Genomic DNA, 17,730 nt, shown 5'->3' with positions numbered 1-17,730 from the left:
TGAGAACAATTCATAAACCGGCAGCGGGTGACGCGGCCCACGCCGGGATGCGCTGTCCCACGCGGCGGCTTCCCGGCAGGATCGCGGACATGCGTGCTCACCTGGTGCCGCCACCACCCACCCGGGACGAGCCGGACGCCACCGTCGAGGCGGACCCCGGTCCCGCCCCCGGTCCCGACCCCGCCCCCGGTCCCCACCCCGCCACCGGTCCCGACCGGCCCGGCCCCGGCCAGGCCGGCACCGCCCCCGGTCAGGCCGGTCCGGCCCTCGGCCACGACGGTCCCGTCCCCGACGGTCCCGACCTCGGCCACCACGGGGACGCCGAGGTCGGCGACGGCCTGGTCGACCTCGCCGTCAACGTCCGCCGCGCCCCGATGCCGGACTGGCTGGCCGACCCGATCACCGCGGCCCTGGGCGAGCTGGCCGCGTACCCGGATCCCCGGCCCGCCCGCGCTGCCGTCGCGGCCCGGCACGGCCGCCCCCCGGAGGAGGTGCTGCTCACCGCCGGGGCCGCCGAGGGCTTCGTGCTGCTCGCCCGCGCCCTGACCGGCGCACGCCGGCCGGTCGTCGTGCACCCCCAGTTCACCGAGCCGGAGGCCGCGCTGCGGGCCGCCGGGCACCACGTCGAGCGGGTGCTGCTCGACCCCGCCGACGGCTTCCGCCTCGACCCGGCCCGGGTGCCCGCGGACGCCGACCTCGTCATGGTCGGCAACCCCACCAACCCCACCTCCGTGCTGCACCCGGCGGCCGACCTCGCCGCGCTGGCCCGCCCCGGCCGCGTTCTCGTCGTCGACGAGGCGTTCGCCGACACCACCGCCGCGCCCGGCGTCGCCGGCGAGCCCGAGTCCCTCGCCGCCCGGCGGGACCTGCCCGGCCTGGTCGTCGTGCGCAGCCTCACCAAGACCTGGGGGCTGGCCGGGCTGCGGATCGGCTACCTGCTCGGCGAGGCCCCGCTGCTGGCCCGCCTCGCCGCCGCCCAGCCGCTGTGGGCGGTCTCCACCCCGGCGCTCGCCGCCGCCACCGCCTGCGCGTCCCCGGCCGCCGTCGCGGCCGAACGCGCGATCGCCGCCGAGCTGGCCGCCGACCGCGACCACCTGGTGACCCGCCTGTCGGCCCTGCCCGGGGTACGCGTCGCGGGCCGCCCGGCGAGCGCGTTCGTGCTGATCCACCTGCCCGGCGCGGCCGACGTCCGGCTGCGCCTGCGCGAGCGCGGCTGGGCGGTACGTCGGGGCGACACGTTCCCCGGCCTCGGCGCAGACTGGCTGCGGGTGGCCGTGCGCGACCGGGCCACCACCGACGCCTTCGCCGGGATGCTGGCGGAGATCCTGGAGGCATGATGCTGCACACCACCATCGCGGCGATCCGGCCGCTCGACGAGCCGGCGATGGTCGCCGCCGGTGAGCTGCACGGCCGGCTCACCAAGCCGGCCGGCTCGCTCGGCGTCCTGGAGGAGCTCTCGGTGCGGCTCGCCGGCCTGGCCCGCGCCTGCCCGCCGCCGCTGCCCGAGCCGGCCGCCGTGGCGATCTTCGCCGGCGACCACGGCGTGCACGCCCAGGGGGTGACCCCCTGGCCGCAGGAGGTCACCGCCCAGATGATCGGCAACTTCCTCGCCGGCGGGGCGGTGGTCAACGCGTTCGCCCGGCAGGCCGGCGCCTCGGTCACCGTCGTCGACGTCGGCGTCGCCACCCCGCTGCCGCCGGCCGTCCCCGCCCAGGCGGACGGCCCGCCCGCCGGAGCAGACGGCGGCCCAGGCGGCGGCACGGGTGGCCCCGGGGGCGTCCGGGCACCCCGCCTCGTGGCGGCGAACGTCCGCCCCGGCACCCGCGACCTCGCCGTCACCGCCGCCCTCACCCGCGACGAGGCGCTCGCCGCCGTCGAGACCGGCATCCGCATCGCCCGCGAGCTGATCGACGCCGGGGCGGGCATCCTGCTCACCGGGGACATGGGCATCGGCAACACCACCCCGGCCGCCGCCCTGGTCGCCGCGTTCACCGGCGTCGACCCAGCCGAGGCGACCGGCCGGGGCACCGGCGTGGACGACCCCACGTACGCCCGCAAGATCGGGGTGGTGCGGGCGGCGCTGGCCCGGCACGCCCCCGACCCGGCGGACCCGCTGGGCGTCCTCGCCGCCGTCGGCGGCCTGGAGCACGCCGCCCTGGCCGGGCTGATCCTCGGCGCCGCCGCCCGCCGGGTGCCGGTGCTGCTCGACGGGGTGATCGCGGTCAGCGCCGCGCTCGCCGCCGTCGCATTCGCCCCGGACGCGGTCGGCGCGCTGGTCGCCGGGCACCGCTCGGCCGAGCCGGGGGCCACGGTGGGGCTGCGCCACCTCGGGCTCGACCCGCTCATCGACCTCGGGCTGCGCCTCGGCGAGGGCACCGGCGCGCTGCTGGCCCTGCCCGTGGTCACCGGCGCGGTCCGGGTGCTGCACGAGGTGGCCACGTTCGACTCCGCGGGGGTGGCCGAGAAGTGAGCGCACCCAATCCGTACCCCCTGGGTCTGCGCCTGGCGGGCCGGCGGGTGGTCGTGGTGGGCGGGGGAGCGGTGGCCACCCGGCGGGTGCCGGCGCTGCTCGACGCCGGCGCGGACGTCCTGCTGGTCTCGCCGGAGCTGACCCCCGCGCTGCGCGCCCACGTCGACGCCGGCCGGCTGCACTGGGAGCCGCGCCGCTTCGCCCCCGACGACCTGGACGGGGCCTGGCTGGTGCAGGCGGCCGTCGACGACCCAGTGGCCGCCGCGGCGGTCAGCGCCGCCGCCGCCGAGCGGCGGATCTTCTGCGTCCGGGCCGACGACCGGGCCGCCGCGACCGCGTGGACGCCCGCCGTCACCCGGCACGGCCCCGTCACGGTCGCCGTCCTCGGCGGCGGCGACCCCCGCCGCGCCATGACGGTCCGCGACGCCATCCGCGCCCTCCTGGGTGCAAGGAAGGGCCCCCTGTTAACGGATTCTGTAGAGGAGGGGGCCCCTGTTAACAACGCTGCCGCCGGGCGCGGGCGGGTGGCGCTCGTCGGGGCCGGGCCGGGCGACCCGGAGCTGATCACCGTGAAGGGATGGCGGCTGCTCACCGAGGCCGACGTCGTGGTCGCCGACCGCCTCGTGCCGGGGCTGCTCCTCGACGAGCTGCGCCCGGACGTCGAGCTGGTGGACGCCTCGAAGATCCCGTACGGGCCGTCGCGGGCCCAGGAGGAGATCAACCGGATCCTCGTCGACCGGGCCCTGGCCGGGGCGTTCGTGGTGCGGCTCAAGGGCGGCGACCCGTACGTCTTCGGTCGGGGCGGCGAGGAGCTGCTGGCCTGCGCGGCGGCCGGGGTGCCGGTGACCGTGGTCCCCGGGGTGACCAGCTCGATCGCCGCCCCGGCGGCGGCGGGCGTCCCGGTGACCCACCGGGCGGTGGCGCACGAGTTCACCGTGGTCTCCGGGCACGTCGCGCCCGACTCGCCGGCATCCCTGGTGCGCTGGGAGGCCCTCGCGGGGCTGCGCGGCACACTGGTGATCATGATGGGGCTGAAGAACCTCGCCGCGATCGCCGGGACGCTGATCGGGCACGGGCGGCCGGCGGACACGCCGGTCGCGGTGGTGCAGGAGGGCACGACCGGCGACCAGCGCAGCCTGCGCTCGACGCTCGGGACGGTGGCCGCCGACGTGGCCGAGGCGGGCCTGCGGCCCCCGGCAGTCGTGGTGGTCGGCGACGTGGTGACCGCACTGGACGCCTGACCGACGCCGCCCGATGCCTGAGGCGGCCGTGCGCCGGCTCCCGCCCGGCGCTACCCGTGCCGGGCCCACGGTCGGGCGCGGGCGTGCGGTCGGGCGTGGGCGTGCGGTCGGGCGCGGGCGTGCGGTCGGGCGTGGGCGTTAAGAAGGGCCCCCTGCTATGCGGAAAGCGTTAACAGGGGGCCCTTCCTTACACCTCGGTCACTGCTTGAGCATGTTGTCCAGCAGCAGGGCGCAGCGGATCAGGCCGAGGTGGCTGTACGCCTGCGGGTGGTTGCCCAGCCCGCGCTCGGCCAGCGGGTCGTACTGCTCGGGGAGCAGCCCCGTCGGGCCCGCCGTGTCGACCATCTGGGCGAACAGCTCCTCCGCGTCGGTGCGGCGGCCGGTGCGCAGGTACGCCTCGATCAGCCACGCCGTGCAGATGTGGAAGCCGCCCTCGCGCCCGGGCAGGCCGTCGTCCCAGTGGTAGCGGTAGACGACCGGGCCGCTGCGCAGGTCCGCCTCGATCCGCAGCACGGTGGACAGGAAGCGCGGGTCGTCGCCGGGGAGCAGCCCCGACAGGCCGATCCACAGCGAGGACGCGTCCATGTCCTCGTCGCCGTACGCGACGCTGTACGCCTCGACGTCGGCGTGCCAGCCGTACTCCAGCACGTTGGCGCCGATCCGGTCGCGCAGCTCCACCCACTCGGGCCGGTCCTCGCCGCCGTGCTGCCGCACCACGTGCAGCGCCCGGTCGACGGTCATCCAGCACATCACCTTCGAGAAGATGTGGTGCCGCGGGGGGAGGCGGGCCTCCCAGATGCCGTGGTCGGGCTCGTGCCAGCGGCGGCGGACCGCCTCGACCATGTTCTCCAGCACCCGCCACTCGTCCTCGCGTACGGTGCCCCGGGCGTCGGCGACGGCGGCGATGAGGTCGGCGATCGGGCCGAACACGTCGAGCTGGAGCTGGTGGTTGGCGAGGTTGCCGACCCGCACCGGCCGGGAGCCGGCGTAGCCGGGCAGGGTGTCGATGACCGCCTCGGCGCCCAGCTCGTACCCGTCGACGGTGTAGAGCGGGTGCAGCCGCTCGGGGTGCCCGCCGGTGCGCTCGATGCAGCCGTCCACCCAGCGCAGCAGCGCCTCGGCCTCCTCGGTGGAGCCGAGGTCGACCAGCGCCCGTGCGGTCATCGCCGCGTCGCGCAGCCAGCAGTAGCGGTAGTCCCAGTTGCGCACGCCGCCCAGCTCCTCGGGCAGCGACGTGGTCGCCGCCGCGAGGATCGAGCCGGTGGCCTCGTGGCAGAGGCCGCGCAGGGTGAGCGCGCTGCGGGCGACCAGGTCCCGGGCGGTGGTGGGCAGCCGCAGCGAGGCCACCCAGTCCTTCCACGGCTGCTCGGCGGCGGCCTGCCGCTCGTGGACCGTCAGCCGGTGGTGCTCCAGGCTGTGCGTGCCGAAGCGCAGCTCCAGCACCACCTGACCGCCGGCGGCGGACAGGTCGACGACGGCCTTCGCCGTCTCGTAGCCGCCGTCGTTGTCGACCTGCCACTGCACCCCGGGGGAGTAGAGCGCGATCGGCTCGTTGGAGCCGAGCACCAGCAGCCCGTCGCCGACCGGCTGGAGCTGCGTGGCGACCTGGCCGAACTCGGGCCGGGGGGCGAACTCCACCCGCACCGTCCCGGAGCCGGTGAGCACCCGCACCAGGGCGGAGTCGCCGGTGACGACCGCCGGGCCGTCGGGGGTGGTCTCCCGGGCCGGCTTGTCCAGCCAGTCGGTGACGGTGAGGCCCGACCAGCGGGTCTCCACGGTCATCGTGCCGGAGCGGTAGCGCTGGCCGAGCGGGATGCCGCCGCGCTCGGGGGCGACGCTGAAGTGCCCGGCCGGGCTGCCGCCGACCAGGTCGGCGAAGATCGCCGCCGAGTCCGGCTTGGGGTGGCAGAGCCAGGTGACCTTGGCCTCGGGGGTGAGCAGCGCGACCGTACGCCCGTTGGCGAGCATCGAGTGCCGCTCGATCGGGACGGCCCGCTCCCCGAACAGCCAGTGCCGCCGGGTCTCCAGCAGCAGGCCCAGCGCGCGGGCGGCCTCGATCGGCTCGCCGACGCGGTAGTCGGCCTTCGTCTCGCCGAGGCCGATCTTGATGCCCATGTCGGGGCCGTGCAGGTTGCCGAACGCGTTCTCGTCGGTGACGTCGTCGCCGATGAACAGCACGGCGCTGGCCGAGAGCTGGGTGCGGAGCTGGTCGACGGCGGTGCCCTTGTGGGTCGCCACCACGGACAGCTCGATGACCTCCTTGCCCTGGGTGACGGTGACGCCGTCCCAGGTGGCGGGGCCGGCGCGGACCGCGTCGACGGCGGCGGCGGCGACCTGCGGGTCCACCCCGCGGGTGTGCACGGCGACGCTGGCGGGCTTGCGCTCCAGCCGGACGCCCGGGTGGGCGTTGGCGATCTCGCGCAGCTCGTCGCGCAGCCGGGTGCGCACGGCGATCAGCTCGGGGGAGAGCCGCTCGACGAAGCCGATGTCGAACTCGGAGCCGTGGCTGCCGACGAGGTGGACCTCGCTGGGCAGCCGGGAGAGCGCAGCCAGGTCGCGCAGCGCCCGGCCGGAGACCACGGCGACGGTGGTCTGCGGCAGCGCCGCGAGCGCGCGGACGGCGGCGACCGACTCGGGCAGCGGCACGGCCTTGCTCGGGTCCTCCACGATCGGCGCGAGGGTGCCGTCGTAGTCACAGGCGACGAGGAGCTGCGGGACCCGGGCTATCCGCCCGATGGCCGCCCGCAGCTCCGGATCCAGCACTCCCGCGGCCGGGGCCGCCCCGTCGTGGACGGACGTGTTCACGCAACCTCCGTATCAGGCACACCGAGCTCGGTGAGGAACGACTTCGCCCAGTGCCCCACGTCGTGGGTACGCAGGTGGCGCTGCATGACCCGCATGCGACGGCGGGCCTCGGGCTTCTCCACGTGCACGGCCTTGAGCAACGCGTCCTTGACCGCGTCCGGGTCGTGCGGGTTACACAGGAACGCCTGGCGCAGCTCTGTCGCGGCGCCGGCGAACTCACTGAGCACGAGCGCGCCGCCCTGGTCGGCGCGCGATGCCACGTACTCCTTGGCCACCAGATTCATTCCGTCTCGCAGCGGGGTCACCATCATCACGTCGGCGGCCACGTACATCGCCGCCAACTCACTGCGACTGTACGACTGATGCAGATAATGCACCGCCGGCACGCCGACCCTGCCGAATTCCCCATTAATCCGGCCAACCTCGCGCTCGACCTTGACCCGTAGGGCCTGGTAGTGCTCCACCCGTTCCCGGCTCGGCGTGGCCACCTGCACCATAACCGCGTCCGGAACTGTCAACTTTCCGTCAGCGAGAAGTTCGCGGAAAGCCTTGAGTCGGAGCTCGATGCCCTTCGTGTAGTCGAGCCGGTCGACGCCCAGGATGATCGTCCGGGGGTTGCCCAGCTCCTCGCGGATCTGCTTGGCCCGGGACTGGATCGCCGGGTCCTCGGCCAGCCGCTCCATCTCCCTGGTGTCGATGGAGATGGGGAACGCGCCCGCCTTCACCTGGCGGCCGTCGACCTGGATCATCTGCCCCTCGTAGCGCAGCCCGAGCAGGTGCCGGGCCAGCCGGACGAAGTTCTGCGCCGCCAGCCGCTGCTGGAAGCCGATCAGGTCCGCGCCGAGCAGCCCGCGCAGGATCTCGGTGCGGAACGGCATCTGCATGAACAGCTCGATCGGCGGGAACGGGATGTGCAGGAAGAACCCGATCCGCAGGTCGGGGCGCAGCTCGCGGAGCATCGCGGGCACGAGCTGGAGCTGGTAGTCCTGCACCCAGACCGTCGCGCCGTCGGCCGCGACCTCCGCCGCGGCCTCCGCGAACCGCGCGTTGACCAGCCGGTACGCCTCGCGCCAACGCCGCTTGTACGCCGGTGTCTCCACCGCGTCGTGATAGAGCGGCCAGATTGTCGCGTTCGACTGGCCCTCGTAGTAGCGCTCCAGCTCGTCGGCGCTCAGCGGCACCGGGTGCAGCCGGATGCCCTCCAGGTCGAACGGCTCGGGGGCGGGGCCGGTGCCGCCGGCCCAGCCGACCCACGTGCCCTGGTGTTCGGCGAGGACGGGGTGCAGGGCGGTGACGAGGCCACCGGGGCTGCGTCGCCACTGCCGCCCCTCGGGGGTGTTCACCTCGTCGACCGGTAGTCGGTTCGCCACGACGACAAAGGAACTACGGACGGTCACGTTCGGCCACCTCCGGGTGCTGACGGGTCCACCGCGCTGAGCGTACTGAGCGTAGCTGCGGCGTCTGGAGCCCCGTGCCGGAGTTACCTACCCGTCCCACGCTGGCCGAACCGTGAAGACGATCACGTCGCCCGCCCGGCTCACAGATCGATGATCGGCCATTCCTTCGGCAGCACTTCGCCCAGCACCTCGCGCCGGTCCGTCATGAGCGGCGTCGTCGCCCGGGCGGCCTCCATCGCCGCCTGCGCCAGGTCCGTGCTGCCCAGGGCCCGCGACCAGCCACCGAGGATCGCGCACATGTCGTGCTCGACGGGGGTGACGACCACCTGTTCGAGGTCGCCGAGGATGTCCAGGAGGGGCCAGCCGTCGCTGCTCACCTGCCGGTACGCGGCGGCCAGGCAGAGGGCGGGGACGACCACGACCTGGAGTTTGTCCGCGACCTTGGCGATCTGCTCGCCGACCGCCTCGGCCCCTTCGGAATAGGCGAGCAGGCAGGAGGTGTCGAGCACCAGGCCGGCCTCGTTCACGAGGCCAGCCGTCCGCGCGACGCCTCGCCCAGCAGCGCCGCCGCCTTAGCCCGCAGCTCGGGCGTGATCCTCGCCTGCGCCTCGTCGAGCCGCTGCCCGGCTTCGGTGAGACCCGCCTCGGTCAACCGGAAGCCGACCTGCCGCAGGGCCCGACGGGTGCGTTCCCCGGCCATCCGTTGCCGGACGCTCTCGGTGATGAACGCCGAGACGTTCGGCTCCTCGGCCAGCCGCTCCGCCACGTCGTCGGGAACGCTGATGGCGATCTTCTTGGTCATACCGCGAAAGCTATCCGGTTATACCGGGTGCGGCAAGGAGGCGCGCCGGGGTGGTCGCCGGGCGGGGTGATGTGGGCGCAGCTCGGCGTACCTGTCAGGATTGACGACGGCGTGCGTTGTGGCCGGCCCCCGGCCGGCGGTGGCGAGCGGCCCACCGAGCCCGCGCCCGTTCGTCGAGACCAGCAACCAACGGAGGTAGCCCGCACCGTGGCCCAGTACATCTACGTCCTGGAAAAGGCGCGCAAGGCGCACGGCGACAAGGTCGTGCTCGACAACGTGACGCTGAGCTTCCTGCCGGGGGCCAAGATCGGTGTGGTCGGCCCCAACGGCGCGGGCAAGTCCAGCCTCCTCAAGATCATGGCAGGGCTGGACAAGCCGAGCAACGGCGAGGCCCGGTTGATGCCCGGCTACACCGTCGGCATGCTCGCCCAGGAGCCCCCGCTCAACGACGCCAAGACCGTGCTCGGCAACGTCGAGGAGGCGGTCGCCGAGACCAAGGCCAAGCTGGAGCGGTTCAACAAGATCGCCGAGCAGATGGCGACCGACTACTCCGACGAGCTGATGGAGGAGATGGGCAAGCTCCAGGAGGAGCTCGACCACGCCGATGCGTGGGACATCGACTCCAAGCTCGAACTGGCCATGGACGCGCTGCGCTGCCCGCCGCCGGACGCCGACGTCACCCAGCTCTCCGGTGGCGAGCGCCGCCGGGTCGCCCTGTGCAAGCTGCTGCTGGAGGCGCCCGACCTGCTGCTGCTCGACGAGCCCACCAACCACCTGGACGCGGAGAGCGTCTCCTGGCTGGAGCAGCACCTGGCCAAGTACGCCGGCACCGTCATGGCGATCACCCACGACCGGTACTTCCTGGACAAGGTGGCCGGCTGGATCCTGGAGCTGGACCGCGGCCGGGCCATCGGCTACGAGGGCAACTACTCCACCTACCTGGAGAAGAAGGCCGCCCGGCTCTCCGTCGAGGGGCGCCGCGACGCCAAGATGAAGAAGCGCCTCTCCGAGGAGCTGGAGTGGGTCCGCTCCAACGCCAAGGCCCGGCAGACCAAGTCCAAGGCCCGCCTCGACCGCTACGACGAGATGGCCACCGAGGCGGAGAAGACCCGCAAGCTGGACTTCGAGGAGATCCAGATCCCGCCGGGCCCGCGCCTGGGCAGCACGGTGATCGAGGCCAACCACCTCAGCAAGGGCTTCGGCGACCGGCTGCTGATCGACGACCTGTCGTTCTCGCTGCCGCGCAACGGCATCGTCGGCATCATCGGCCCCAACGGCGTCGGCAAGACCACCCTGTTCAAGACCATCGTCGGGCTGGAGCAGCCCACCGGCGGCGAGGTCCGGGTGGGCCCCACCGTCTCGCTGTCCTACGTCGACCAGAACCGGCAGGGCCTGGACGGCGACAAGACGGTCTGGGAGGTCGTCTCCGACGGGCTCGACTACCTGATGGTCGGCAAGGTCGAGATGCCGTCGCGGGCGTACATCGCGGCGTTCGGGTTCAAGGGGCCCGACCAGCAGAAGCCGACCAAGGTGCTCTCCGGCGGCGAGCGCAACCGGCTCAACCTGGCGCTGACGCTGAAGATCGGCGGCAACGTCATCCTGCTCGACGAGCCGACCAACGACCTTGACGTCGAGACCCTCTCCAGCCTGGAGAACGCGCTGCTGGAGTTCCCCGGCTGCGCCGTGGTCATCTCCCACGACCGGATGTTCCTCGACCGGGTCGCCACGCACATCCTGGCCTGGGAGGGCGACGAGGCGAACCCGGCGAAGTGGTTCTGGTTCGAGGGCAACTTCGAGGCGTACGAGAAGAACAAGGTCGACCGGCTCGGCGCGGAGGCGGCCCGCCCGCACCGGGTCACCTACCGCAAGCTCACCCGCGACTGAGCATGGCGGACCGCTTCGTCTACCACTGCACCCTGCGCTGGTCCGACCTGGACGCGTACGGCCACGTCAACAACTCGCGCTTCCTCACCCTCTACGAGGAGGCGCGGGTGGCGCTGATGTTCGCCGGCGGCAAGGCGTGGGGGGTCGGCTCGTTCGCCGACGGGGTCGTCATCCGCCGGCACGAGGTCGACTACCTGCGCCCGGTCGACTACGCGCTGGGCCGGGCCACGGCCGAGGCCGCCCCCACCGTCCGGATCGAGCTGTGGGTGGAGGAGATCCGGGCCGCCCGGTTCACCGTCGCCTACGAGCTGTACGACGGCGACACCCTCGCCAGCACCGCCCGCTCGGTGCTGGTCCCGTTCGACCTGGCCGCCCAGCGGCCCCGGCGGGTCACCGACGAGGAGCGGGCCTTCCTGCTGTCGTACGCCCCCGGCGGCGCGGCCGGGCGGCCGGCGTGAGCGACGCACCGGCGCGCCCGCAGCGGCCCGGCCCGGCTGGCACGGACCCCGGCCCGGCCGGCGGGCACGGGCTGACCGGGGTGGCCGACGCGGGCGCGTTCCTGGCCCGGCTGGTCCGGCTCGACCCGGCCGCGCCGGTCCGGCTGCGCCCGGCCGCGCCGGTCCGGCTGCGCCCGGCCGCGCCGGCCGGTGGGCCGGACGCGGCGGGCGGCCGGACGGCGCTCTGGGCCCGGCTGCCGTGGGGCGTGCTGGCCGTCCGCACGGTGGCCGGGCCGGGGTGCGGTGACGTCACGGTGGCCGCCGGGGAACTGCTGGACACGCTGTCGTCCGGCGTGGGCGGCCTGCCCGTGCGGCGGGACGCGCAGTGGCGCTGGCCGCTGCCGCCGCCGGCCAGCCGGTCGGTGGAGCTGTTGCCGGCCGGGGAGCTGTGGCGGATCGCCGAGGCGGCCGCCGGCACGCTGCGGGAGGCCGCCGCGCACGGGGTGGCCGGCCGGGCGGTGGGTCAGCGGGTGCTGCGGGACGCCCTGCTCGACCACGTCGCGGTGGTGGTCACCCCGGACGACCCGCCCGGGCCCCCCGTCGAGATCGCCCAGCGGCTGGTGCAGGGGCTGGTGCGGATGGGCTTCCTGGGCCGCCCCGGCGACGGCGACACGGCCGCCGCGGGCCCTGGTGCGGGGGCCGGGGGCGGCGACGTTCAGGTGAGGACGGCCGGCCGGTGGGTCGGTCTGGTGGGACCATACGGAGCCGTGTGGTCGCAGAAGGTCGTGGATCTTGCCGTCATGCCGCTCGGGACTCATCCGAAAGTATGACCGGCGGTCGTTCTTCTGGCCTGGGGCTGCCGTTGGGGGGATGCCACAACCCGGCTGTCCGGGTACCGTCCATCCTCGGATCCAACGCACCGTAGGCGGCTGGATCCGCTGGGGAGTGAGGTGCGCGAGCGATGCCGTGGTGGTCATGGCGCCCCGGTCCCGCCATTGGCGGCGAACCGGAAACTCGAAGCGGGATCACAGTGGACAGCACCGTCCGGGTCGGACCACCGGCCCCACGTCAACCGGGCGACGACTGCCCGTCCGTCGATCGGCCGATGATCGCCGACATGTCGGCCACCATCGCGCCGGTCACCCTCCGCCGGGTCTGCGACGCGCTCGACCTGCTGGACGTGCGCTACCTGGCCGACGGCGACGGCAACCTGCTGGCCATGTGGGAGCGGCACGCGGTGCTGGTCACCCTGGAGGGGCCCGAGGACGAGATCCTGGTGATGCGGGCCCGCCCGCACGCCACGGTGCCACCGGACTGGGCCGACCGGGCCTACCGGGTGGTCAACGAGTGGAACCACACCCGACGGTTCTGCAAGGCATACATCGGTGACCCCACCGAGCGGGGGCAGCTGCCCATCTACGCGGAGCTCCAGGTGCCGCTCGGCGCCGGCGCGCACGACGCGCTGCTGGTGGAGATGCTCGACTGCGGGGCCGCGGTGGCCACCACCTTCGTGGACTGGCTGCACGACGAGGGTGCCCTGCTCTGATCCGCACGGTCCCGTCCGGGCCGCCGCCGACGGCGGCCCGGACGGGACCGCGGCAGGCTCAGGCCGGCCCGGCCGGGTCCTCCATGACGTTGACCATGAAGTAGGCGGCCCGCTCCAGATAGTCCCAGAGCGCCGTGGCGATCTCCGGCGGCAGCTCCAGCCGGTCGACGGCCCGTCGCATATGGTGCAGCCAGGCGTCGCGCTCGGCGGCGCCGATCCGGAACGGGGCGTGCCGCATCCGCAGCCGGGGGTGCCCCCGCTGGGCGGAGTAGGTGTTGGGGCCGCCCCAGTACTGCATGAGGAACAGCGTCAGCCGGTCGGCGGCGGGGCCCAGATCCTCCTCCGGATACATCGGCCGCAGCAGCGGATCGGCGGCGACGCCGACGTAGAACTCGTCCACCAGCTTGCGGAAGGTGGGTTCGCCGCCGACCGCTTCGAAGAGGGTCGCGGCACGCTCGGACTCACCGGTGGGATTCACCGTTCCATCCTGCCAGGTGCTGCCGGACCCGGCGGGGGCCTACCGGCCCGGCCACTGCCGACCTCGTCACAGCGGGATCACGGCGGCCCGGCGCGGCGGGAAGGCCGGGCGGCCCGCGACGGCAGCCCCCGGGTGGTCAGCTCACCGCCTGGCTGGCCCGGCCACGCTCGCCCGGCGCGCCGCCCTCGCGCCCGTCGCCCGGGGCGACGGGCCGGGGCCGGGGCTCGCCGGCACCGGCCGGTGCCGGCGTTGCGGCGTTGCCGGCGGCCTCCACCGCCGCGTCGATCGCCGTCCGCGTCGGCCACGCCGCCGCGGTGAGCAGCATCAGCAGCACGCCGGCCGCGCTCCACCCCCCGACCACCACCGGGATCGGGAAACGCTCGGCGAGCAGGCCGGTGACCAGCACGGCGAGGCCCTGGATCACCTGGACGCCGGTGGCCATCACGCCGAACGCCCGGGCCCGGTAGCCGTTGGGCAGCGCGCGGACGAAGAGACCGTTGGCGACCGGGAGCAGCCCGGCGACCGCGAAGCCGCACAGGCCGGCGAGCAGCGCCACCACCAGCGGCGGCGGGTCGAGCAGCGACGGCACCAGGACGAGCGGGGCGAGCACCGCCAGCGGCCGGATCAGCACGAGCCGGCGGGCCGGGGCGACCGCCCGGCTGACCAGCAGCCCGCCCAGGATGAAGCCGACCGGGTTGGCGGCCATGATCACGGCCTGGGCGACGCCGCTGTCCATGCCGTCGTCGACGCCCTCGCGGGCCCAGGCGGCGGCCAGCCCCTCCGGCACGATGGAGAAGAGCATGGCGCTGAAGACCAGCAGGGCGATCGCCCGCAGCACCGGGGTGCCGAACACGATCCGGAAGCCGTCGCCGGTCTCCCGCAGCAGGTGGCTGCGGTGGGCGCTGGTCATCGCCGGCGGCCGGTCCTGCACGCCGAAGCGGACCAGGGCCGCCGACAGGGCGAAGGTGGCCGCGTTGACCAGCAGGGCGAGGGTCGGGTCGAACGCGGCGAGGGCCGCGCCGATGAGATAGCCGAGCACCTGGGCGGCCTGGCCGGTGCTGCTGTTGAGCGAGAGCCCGACGACCAGCCGGTCGCCGGTCAGGATGAGCGGCATCAGCGCGGACCGGGCGGCCTGGCTGGGCGGGTTGGCCAGGGTGGTCGCGAAGAGCAGGCAGAGGATCAGCCACGGCTCGTTGCCCGGGAGGGCGACCAGCACCATCAGGGCCATCCGGATCAGGTCGCACGCCACCATCACCGAGCGGTAGCGGTAGCGCTCGGCCAGCGTGGCCAGCAGCGGGCCGCCGATCAACCAGGGCAGGAAGCTGACCGCGAACGCGGCAGCCGAATAGGCCACGGACTGCGTCTCGCGGTAGACCAGCACCGTGACGGCGGCCTTGGCGATGAAGTCGCCGATCCAGGAGAGCGCGCTGGCGGTGAAGACCGCCCTGTACTCCCGCTGGGCGAACACCTCGCGGAAGGTGGCCGGCCCTTCCTGGGAGGGTCGCTCGTCGGACACCGTGGCCTCCATCGTTCCCACGGTGGGCCACTCGTGATGGCCTGACCGGGAACCGTCGTCAGATCTACGGATCAGCGAGACGTGATCACGCTCCGGCAGGTGGCGTGCGTACCGGATTCTGCCCGATCGTCTGACAACTAGCTAGGGCGAACGGATTGATCGTCGCATCTCCGACTGAACGAACGGACGATACCCGAGGGGCCGCGAGGTCCGCGACCCCTGTATTCTCGGCCAACATATCCGCAGGTCATCGACGTTTCTCGGTGGCTCTGGCGGGTGGTGGCCCGCCCGCGGCGGTGGCGGCGGAGCCGGATCGGGGGCGGTGGGCCCGCTCAGGTGGCCCCGCCCTGGCCGGTCGCCGTGTCGTCCGGGGCCCGCAGCGGGACGCCCGGATAGAGGCGGGCGGCGGCGATCCTGGCGGTGATGCCCGAGTTCTCCAGCGCCTCGGCGAGCCGCCGGCGCAACTCCCGGCCCACCGCGAACTGCCCGTCCGCGGTGGTCTTCACCACCGTGCGGATCACCGCGCCGTCCACCGTCATCTGCTCGACGCCCAGCACGTCGGGCTGCTCCACGATCTCCGGGGCCAGGTCCGGGTCCAGGGCCACCGACGCGGCGGCCGTGCGCAGCACCGCCGTCGCCTCCTCGGTGCCGGCGAACCCGATCGGCAGGTCCACCACGACCAGCGCCCACCCCTGGCTCTTGTTGCCCACCCGGACGATCTCGCCGTTGCGGATGTACCAGAGCACGCCCCGGCCGTCGCGGACGGTGGTGACCCGCAGGCCGACCGACTCCACCACGCCCGTCGCCTCGCCCAGGTCCACCGTGTCGCCCACGCCGTACTGGTCCTCGACCAGCATGAAAAGGCCGGCGATCAGGTCCTTGACCAGGCTCTGCGCGCCGAAGCCGAGCGCCACGCCGGCGATGCCCGCGCTGGCCAGCAGCGGCGCCAGGTCGAAGCTGAACTCCCGCAGGATCATCAGCAGCGCGATGCCGAAGACGAACGCCGTGACCATGCTGCGCAGCACCGAGCCGATCGCCTCGGCCCGCTGCCGCCGCCGCTCGGGGATGAACTCGCCGGGCTCGTGGGCGGCGGTCGGCACCCGCTCGCGCAGCGGACGCAGCAGCGTGGGCACCCCGTCGGCGGTGGTCCGGACCAGCCGCTTGATCATCCGGTGCAGCGCCCACCGGGCGAGGAAGGCCAGCGCGAGGATCAGCAGCACCCGCAGCGGCTTGAGCAGGATCCAGTAGCTGCCCTCCGCGAACCAGGCCGAGCCGCTCGTCTCGTACAGCCACTCGCAGGAGGTGCTGCCCTGACAGTCCGCGCTCGGCGACGGGCCCGGGGACGCCCCGGGGGCCGCGGTGGCGGGCGCGGTGACGGCCACGACGTCGGAGAGGGTGGCGAGAAACAGGCTGCGGGCGCTCACCCTGCTTTCGTACCCCACCGCCCGCGACCGGCCGGCGGCGGGGCGCGTGCCCCCGGGCGGACCGTGCGGAACCGGTCATCCTGACACAACCGCCGAATGCTTCGAGGAGGGACCCCGGATTAGTACGTGCAATCCGGGGCCTTATCAGGGACGATTGGCGCAACGGACGTCGGTGATCCCGCCGACGCCGGCGTCGTTCCGCCCTGCGCGGATCGGCCCGGCGTGCCAGCGGCGGGAGCAGCTGGACCGGGAGGGTGAGCTCGATGCCTGACATACGACCCGCGGTGGGCTCTGGCGCGCTGGTTCTCAACGCCACCTACGAGCCGCTGTGTGTCGTGTCGGTGCGTCGCGCCGCCATTCTCGTGCTCTCCGCGAAGGCCGTCTGCGTCGCCGACGGCGAGGGGATCCTGCACAGCGCCCGCGACGCGCTCCCGGTGCCCTCCGTGGTCCGGCTCACCCGGTTCGTGCGGGTGCCCTACCGCGCCCACGTCGGGCTCTCCCGGCGGGCGATCTTCGCCCGGGACGGCTGGCGGTGCGCCTACTGCCGGGGCCCGGCCGAGACCATCGACCACGTCTTCCCGCGCAGCCGGGGCGGCCGGCACGCCTGGGAGAACGTGGTGGCCGCCTGCGCCCGGTGCAACCACACCAAGGGCGACAAGACCCCGGCCGAGCTGGGCTGGCGGCTGCACGTCCCGCCCGCCGTGCCGAAGGGGACCGCGTGGCGGGTGCTCGGGCACCGGGCCCCCGACCCGCGCTGGGCGGACTGGCTCGACCTGCGCGAGGCCGAGACCGAGGCGGCGGCCTGAGCCACCTGCCCTCCGGCGGCGCGGTGCCCGTCAGCCGGTGCGGGCCTTCACCAGCGACGCGTACACCACCACGTTGTCGGCGTACCCCGTCTCGCCGCCGACCCACGCGCCGCCGCAGGTGATCAGGCGCAGCCCCGGGCGGCTGAAGTCGCCGTAGACCTCGTCCACCGGCAGTCGGGCCTTGGCGTAGCGCCGCACCTCGTCGACCTCGAAGATCGCCACGGAGCGGTCGGCCCGGCGCACCTCGACCCGGTCGCCGGAGCGCAGCTCCTTCAGCTCGTGGAAGACCGCCGGCCCGGTGCGGGTGTCGACGTGGCCGACGATCACCGCCGGGCCGTACTGGCCGGGGGTCGGGCCCTGGTCGTACCAGCCGGCTTCCTGGGCACGGTCGGCGTCGGGCACCCCGATGCTGCCGTCCGCGGCGATGCCCACGTCGTGCACCGGGGCGTCGAGGCCGATCGGCGCGCTCGTGATGCCGACCGGCCGGCTGGCCGCCAGCACCGGGAACTTCTTCGGCGGGGGCCGCAGGCCGGCGATGAAGCGGTCCGGCAGGAGACTCTGCCCCGTCACCCGTTCGACGCCCAGCATCGCCACGATCAGCACCATCAGGGCGGCGACGAACAGCACCGGGAAACCCGGGCCCCGGCGGACCGCCCGCTGCCACCGCCGGGCGGCCGTACCGGATCGGGCCGCCGCGCCGACGGGCCCGGCGCGGCCGGGCGGCACGGCGGCGCGGCCGGGCGGTCCCACGGTGGTCACGCTGGCCGAGAAGGCCTGCCGGGCCACCCGGGCGAACCGGCCGCAGCCCCGGGCCACCAGCCGGGCCGCCGCCCGGACCGGCCTGCGCCGCGTCCGCCGGGTGCGGTCCCGCCGGTCGCGCTCGCGTCGGGTCGTGGCGGCGGCGCGGGTACGTCGGGCCATGAC

The 17,730-nt window shown here is 74.4% G+C and carries 16 protein-coding genes; 8 read left to right on the top strand and 8 right to left on the bottom strand.

The window, feature by feature from the left end:
• The first annotated feature begins 89 nt into the window (after positions 1-89).
• Genes cobC through cobA form a run of 3 tightly spaced genes read left to right on the top strand, consistent with a single transcriptional unit; the run spans position 90 to position 3,711 of the window.
• A complete protein-coding gene (gene cobC, locus O7628_RS05745; RefSeq protein ID WP_278128879.1) occupies positions 90-1,337 on the top strand; it encodes an Rv2231c family pyridoxal phosphate-dependent protein CobC in 1,248 nt (415 codons plus the stop codon).
• A complete protein-coding gene (locus tag O7628_RS05740; RefSeq protein ID WP_278136233.1) occupies positions 1,337-2,470 on the top strand; it encodes a nicotinate-nucleotide--dimethylbenzimidazole phosphoribosyltransferase in 1,134 nt (377 codons plus the stop codon). The genes cobC and O7628_RS05740 overlap by 1 nt, the downstream gene beginning before the upstream one ends.
• Positions 2,467-3,711 (top strand): uroporphyrinogen-III C-methyltransferase, encoded by a 1,245-nt coding sequence (gene cobA / locus O7628_RS05735; RefSeq protein WP_278128878.1) that lies wholly within the window; start codon positions 2,467-2,469, stop codon positions 3,709-3,711. The genes O7628_RS05740 and cobA overlap by 4 nt, the downstream gene beginning before the upstream one ends.
• A gap of 198 nt (positions 3,712-3,909) precedes the next feature.
• On the opposite strand, the gene otsB is transcribed toward cobA, so the two are convergent.
• From otsB to O7628_RS05715, 4 genes are all read right to left on the bottom strand, one after another.
• The gene (otsB, locus tag O7628_RS05730; protein ID WP_178066158.1) at positions 3,910-6,516 is read right to left on the bottom strand and encodes a trehalose-phosphatase; all 2,607 of its coding nucleotides are present in this window, start codon (positions 6,514-6,516) and stop codon (positions 3,910-3,912) included.
• Positions 6,513-7,913, bottom strand: coding sequence for a trehalose-6-phosphate synthase (locus O7628_RS05725; protein ID WP_074477581.1), 1,401 nt, complete (start codon positions 7,911-7,913; stop codon positions 6,513-6,515). Before O7628_RS05725 ends, otsB begins: the two co-directional genes overlap by 4 nt.
• Positions 7,914-8,053: 140 nt before the next feature.
• Positions 8,054-8,440, bottom strand: coding sequence for a hypothetical protein (locus O7628_RS05720; protein WP_278128873.1), 387 nt, complete (start codon positions 8,438-8,440; stop codon positions 8,054-8,056).
• Positions 8,437-8,715: a hypothetical protein gene (locus O7628_RS05715; protein ID WP_278128872.1), complete on the bottom strand. Its 279-nt coding sequence runs from the start codon at positions 8,713-8,715 to the stop codon at positions 8,437-8,439. The genes O7628_RS05720 and O7628_RS05715 overlap by 4 nt, the downstream gene beginning before the upstream one ends.
• 207 nt (positions 8,716-8,922) lie before the next feature.
• Here O7628_RS05715 and ettA point away from each other — a divergent pair, with 207 nt between their 5' ends.
• The 4 genes from ettA to O7628_RS05695 all read left to right on the top strand — a co-directional run bounded on the left by ettA (position 8,923) and on the right by O7628_RS05695 (position 12,582).
• Positions 8,923-10,599 carry an energy-dependent translational throttle protein EttA gene (gene ettA, locus O7628_RS05710; RefSeq protein WP_074477584.1) on the top strand — a complete coding sequence of 559 codons (1,677 nt, stop codon included), beginning with the start codon at positions 8,923-8,925 and terminating at the stop codon, positions 10,597-10,599.
• Between the two features lie 2 nt (positions 10,600-10,601).
• Positions 10,602-11,057 carry a thioesterase family protein gene (locus O7628_RS05705; protein WP_278128869.1) on the top strand — a complete coding sequence of 152 codons (456 nt, stop codon included), beginning with the start codon at positions 10,602-10,604 and terminating at the stop codon, positions 11,055-11,057.
• 71 nt (positions 11,058-11,128) lie between these two features.
• Positions 11,129-11,866, top strand: a complete 738-nt coding sequence (locus O7628_RS05700) for a hypothetical protein (protein ID WP_278136232.1) — start codon at positions 11,129-11,131, stop codon at positions 11,864-11,866.
• Between the two features lie 131 nt (positions 11,867-11,997).
• Positions 11,998-12,582, top strand: coding sequence for a YbjN domain-containing protein (locus O7628_RS05695; RefSeq protein ID WP_074477590.1), 585 nt, complete (start codon positions 11,998-12,000; stop codon positions 12,580-12,582).
• Between the two features lie 58 nt (positions 12,583-12,640).
• Here the strand turns inward: O7628_RS05695 and O7628_RS05690 are convergent, their stop codons facing one another.
• From O7628_RS05690 to O7628_RS05680, 3 genes are all read right to left on the bottom strand, one after another.
• The gene (locus O7628_RS05690; protein ID WP_178066154.1) at positions 12,641-13,060 is read right to left on the bottom strand and encodes a globin; all 420 of its coding nucleotides are present in this window, start codon (positions 13,058-13,060) and stop codon (positions 12,641-12,643) included.
• A 136-nt stretch (positions 13,061-13,196) separates the two neighbouring features.
• Positions 13,197-14,588, bottom strand: coding sequence for an MFS transporter (locus O7628_RS05685; RefSeq protein WP_278128866.1), 1,392 nt, complete (start codon positions 14,586-14,588; stop codon positions 13,197-13,199).
• Positions 14,589-14,908: 320 nt separating this feature from the next.
• Positions 14,909-16,000, bottom strand: a complete 1,092-nt coding sequence (locus O7628_RS05680; protein ID WP_278128865.1) for a mechanosensitive ion channel family protein — start codon at positions 15,998-16,000, stop codon at positions 14,909-14,911.
• A 263-nt stretch (positions 16,001-16,263) separates the two neighbouring features.
• Here O7628_RS05680 and O7628_RS05675 point away from each other — a divergent pair, with 263 nt between their 5' ends.
• Positions 16,264-16,806 (top strand): HNH endonuclease, encoded by a 543-nt coding sequence (locus O7628_RS05675; RefSeq protein ID WP_278128863.1) that lies wholly within the window; start codon positions 16,264-16,266, stop codon positions 16,804-16,806.
• A gap of 30 nt (positions 16,807-16,836) precedes the next feature.
• On the opposite strand, the gene O7628_RS05670 is transcribed toward O7628_RS05675, so the two are convergent.
• A complete protein-coding gene (locus O7628_RS05670) occupies positions 16,837-17,727 on the bottom strand; it encodes a class F sortase (protein ID WP_278128862.1) in 891 nt (296 codons plus the stop codon).
• Positions 17,728-17,730 lie beyond the last annotated feature (3 nt).

Origin of the sequence: Micromonospora sp. WMMD956, assembly GCF_029626125.1 — a bacterium.
Taxonomy (GTDB): Bacteria; Actinomycetota; Actinomycetes; order Mycobacteriales; family Micromonosporaceae; genus Micromonospora; species Micromonospora carbonacea.
Note: the sequence above shows the minus strand (reverse complement) of the source record. Positions and strands in the feature narration are given on the sequence as shown.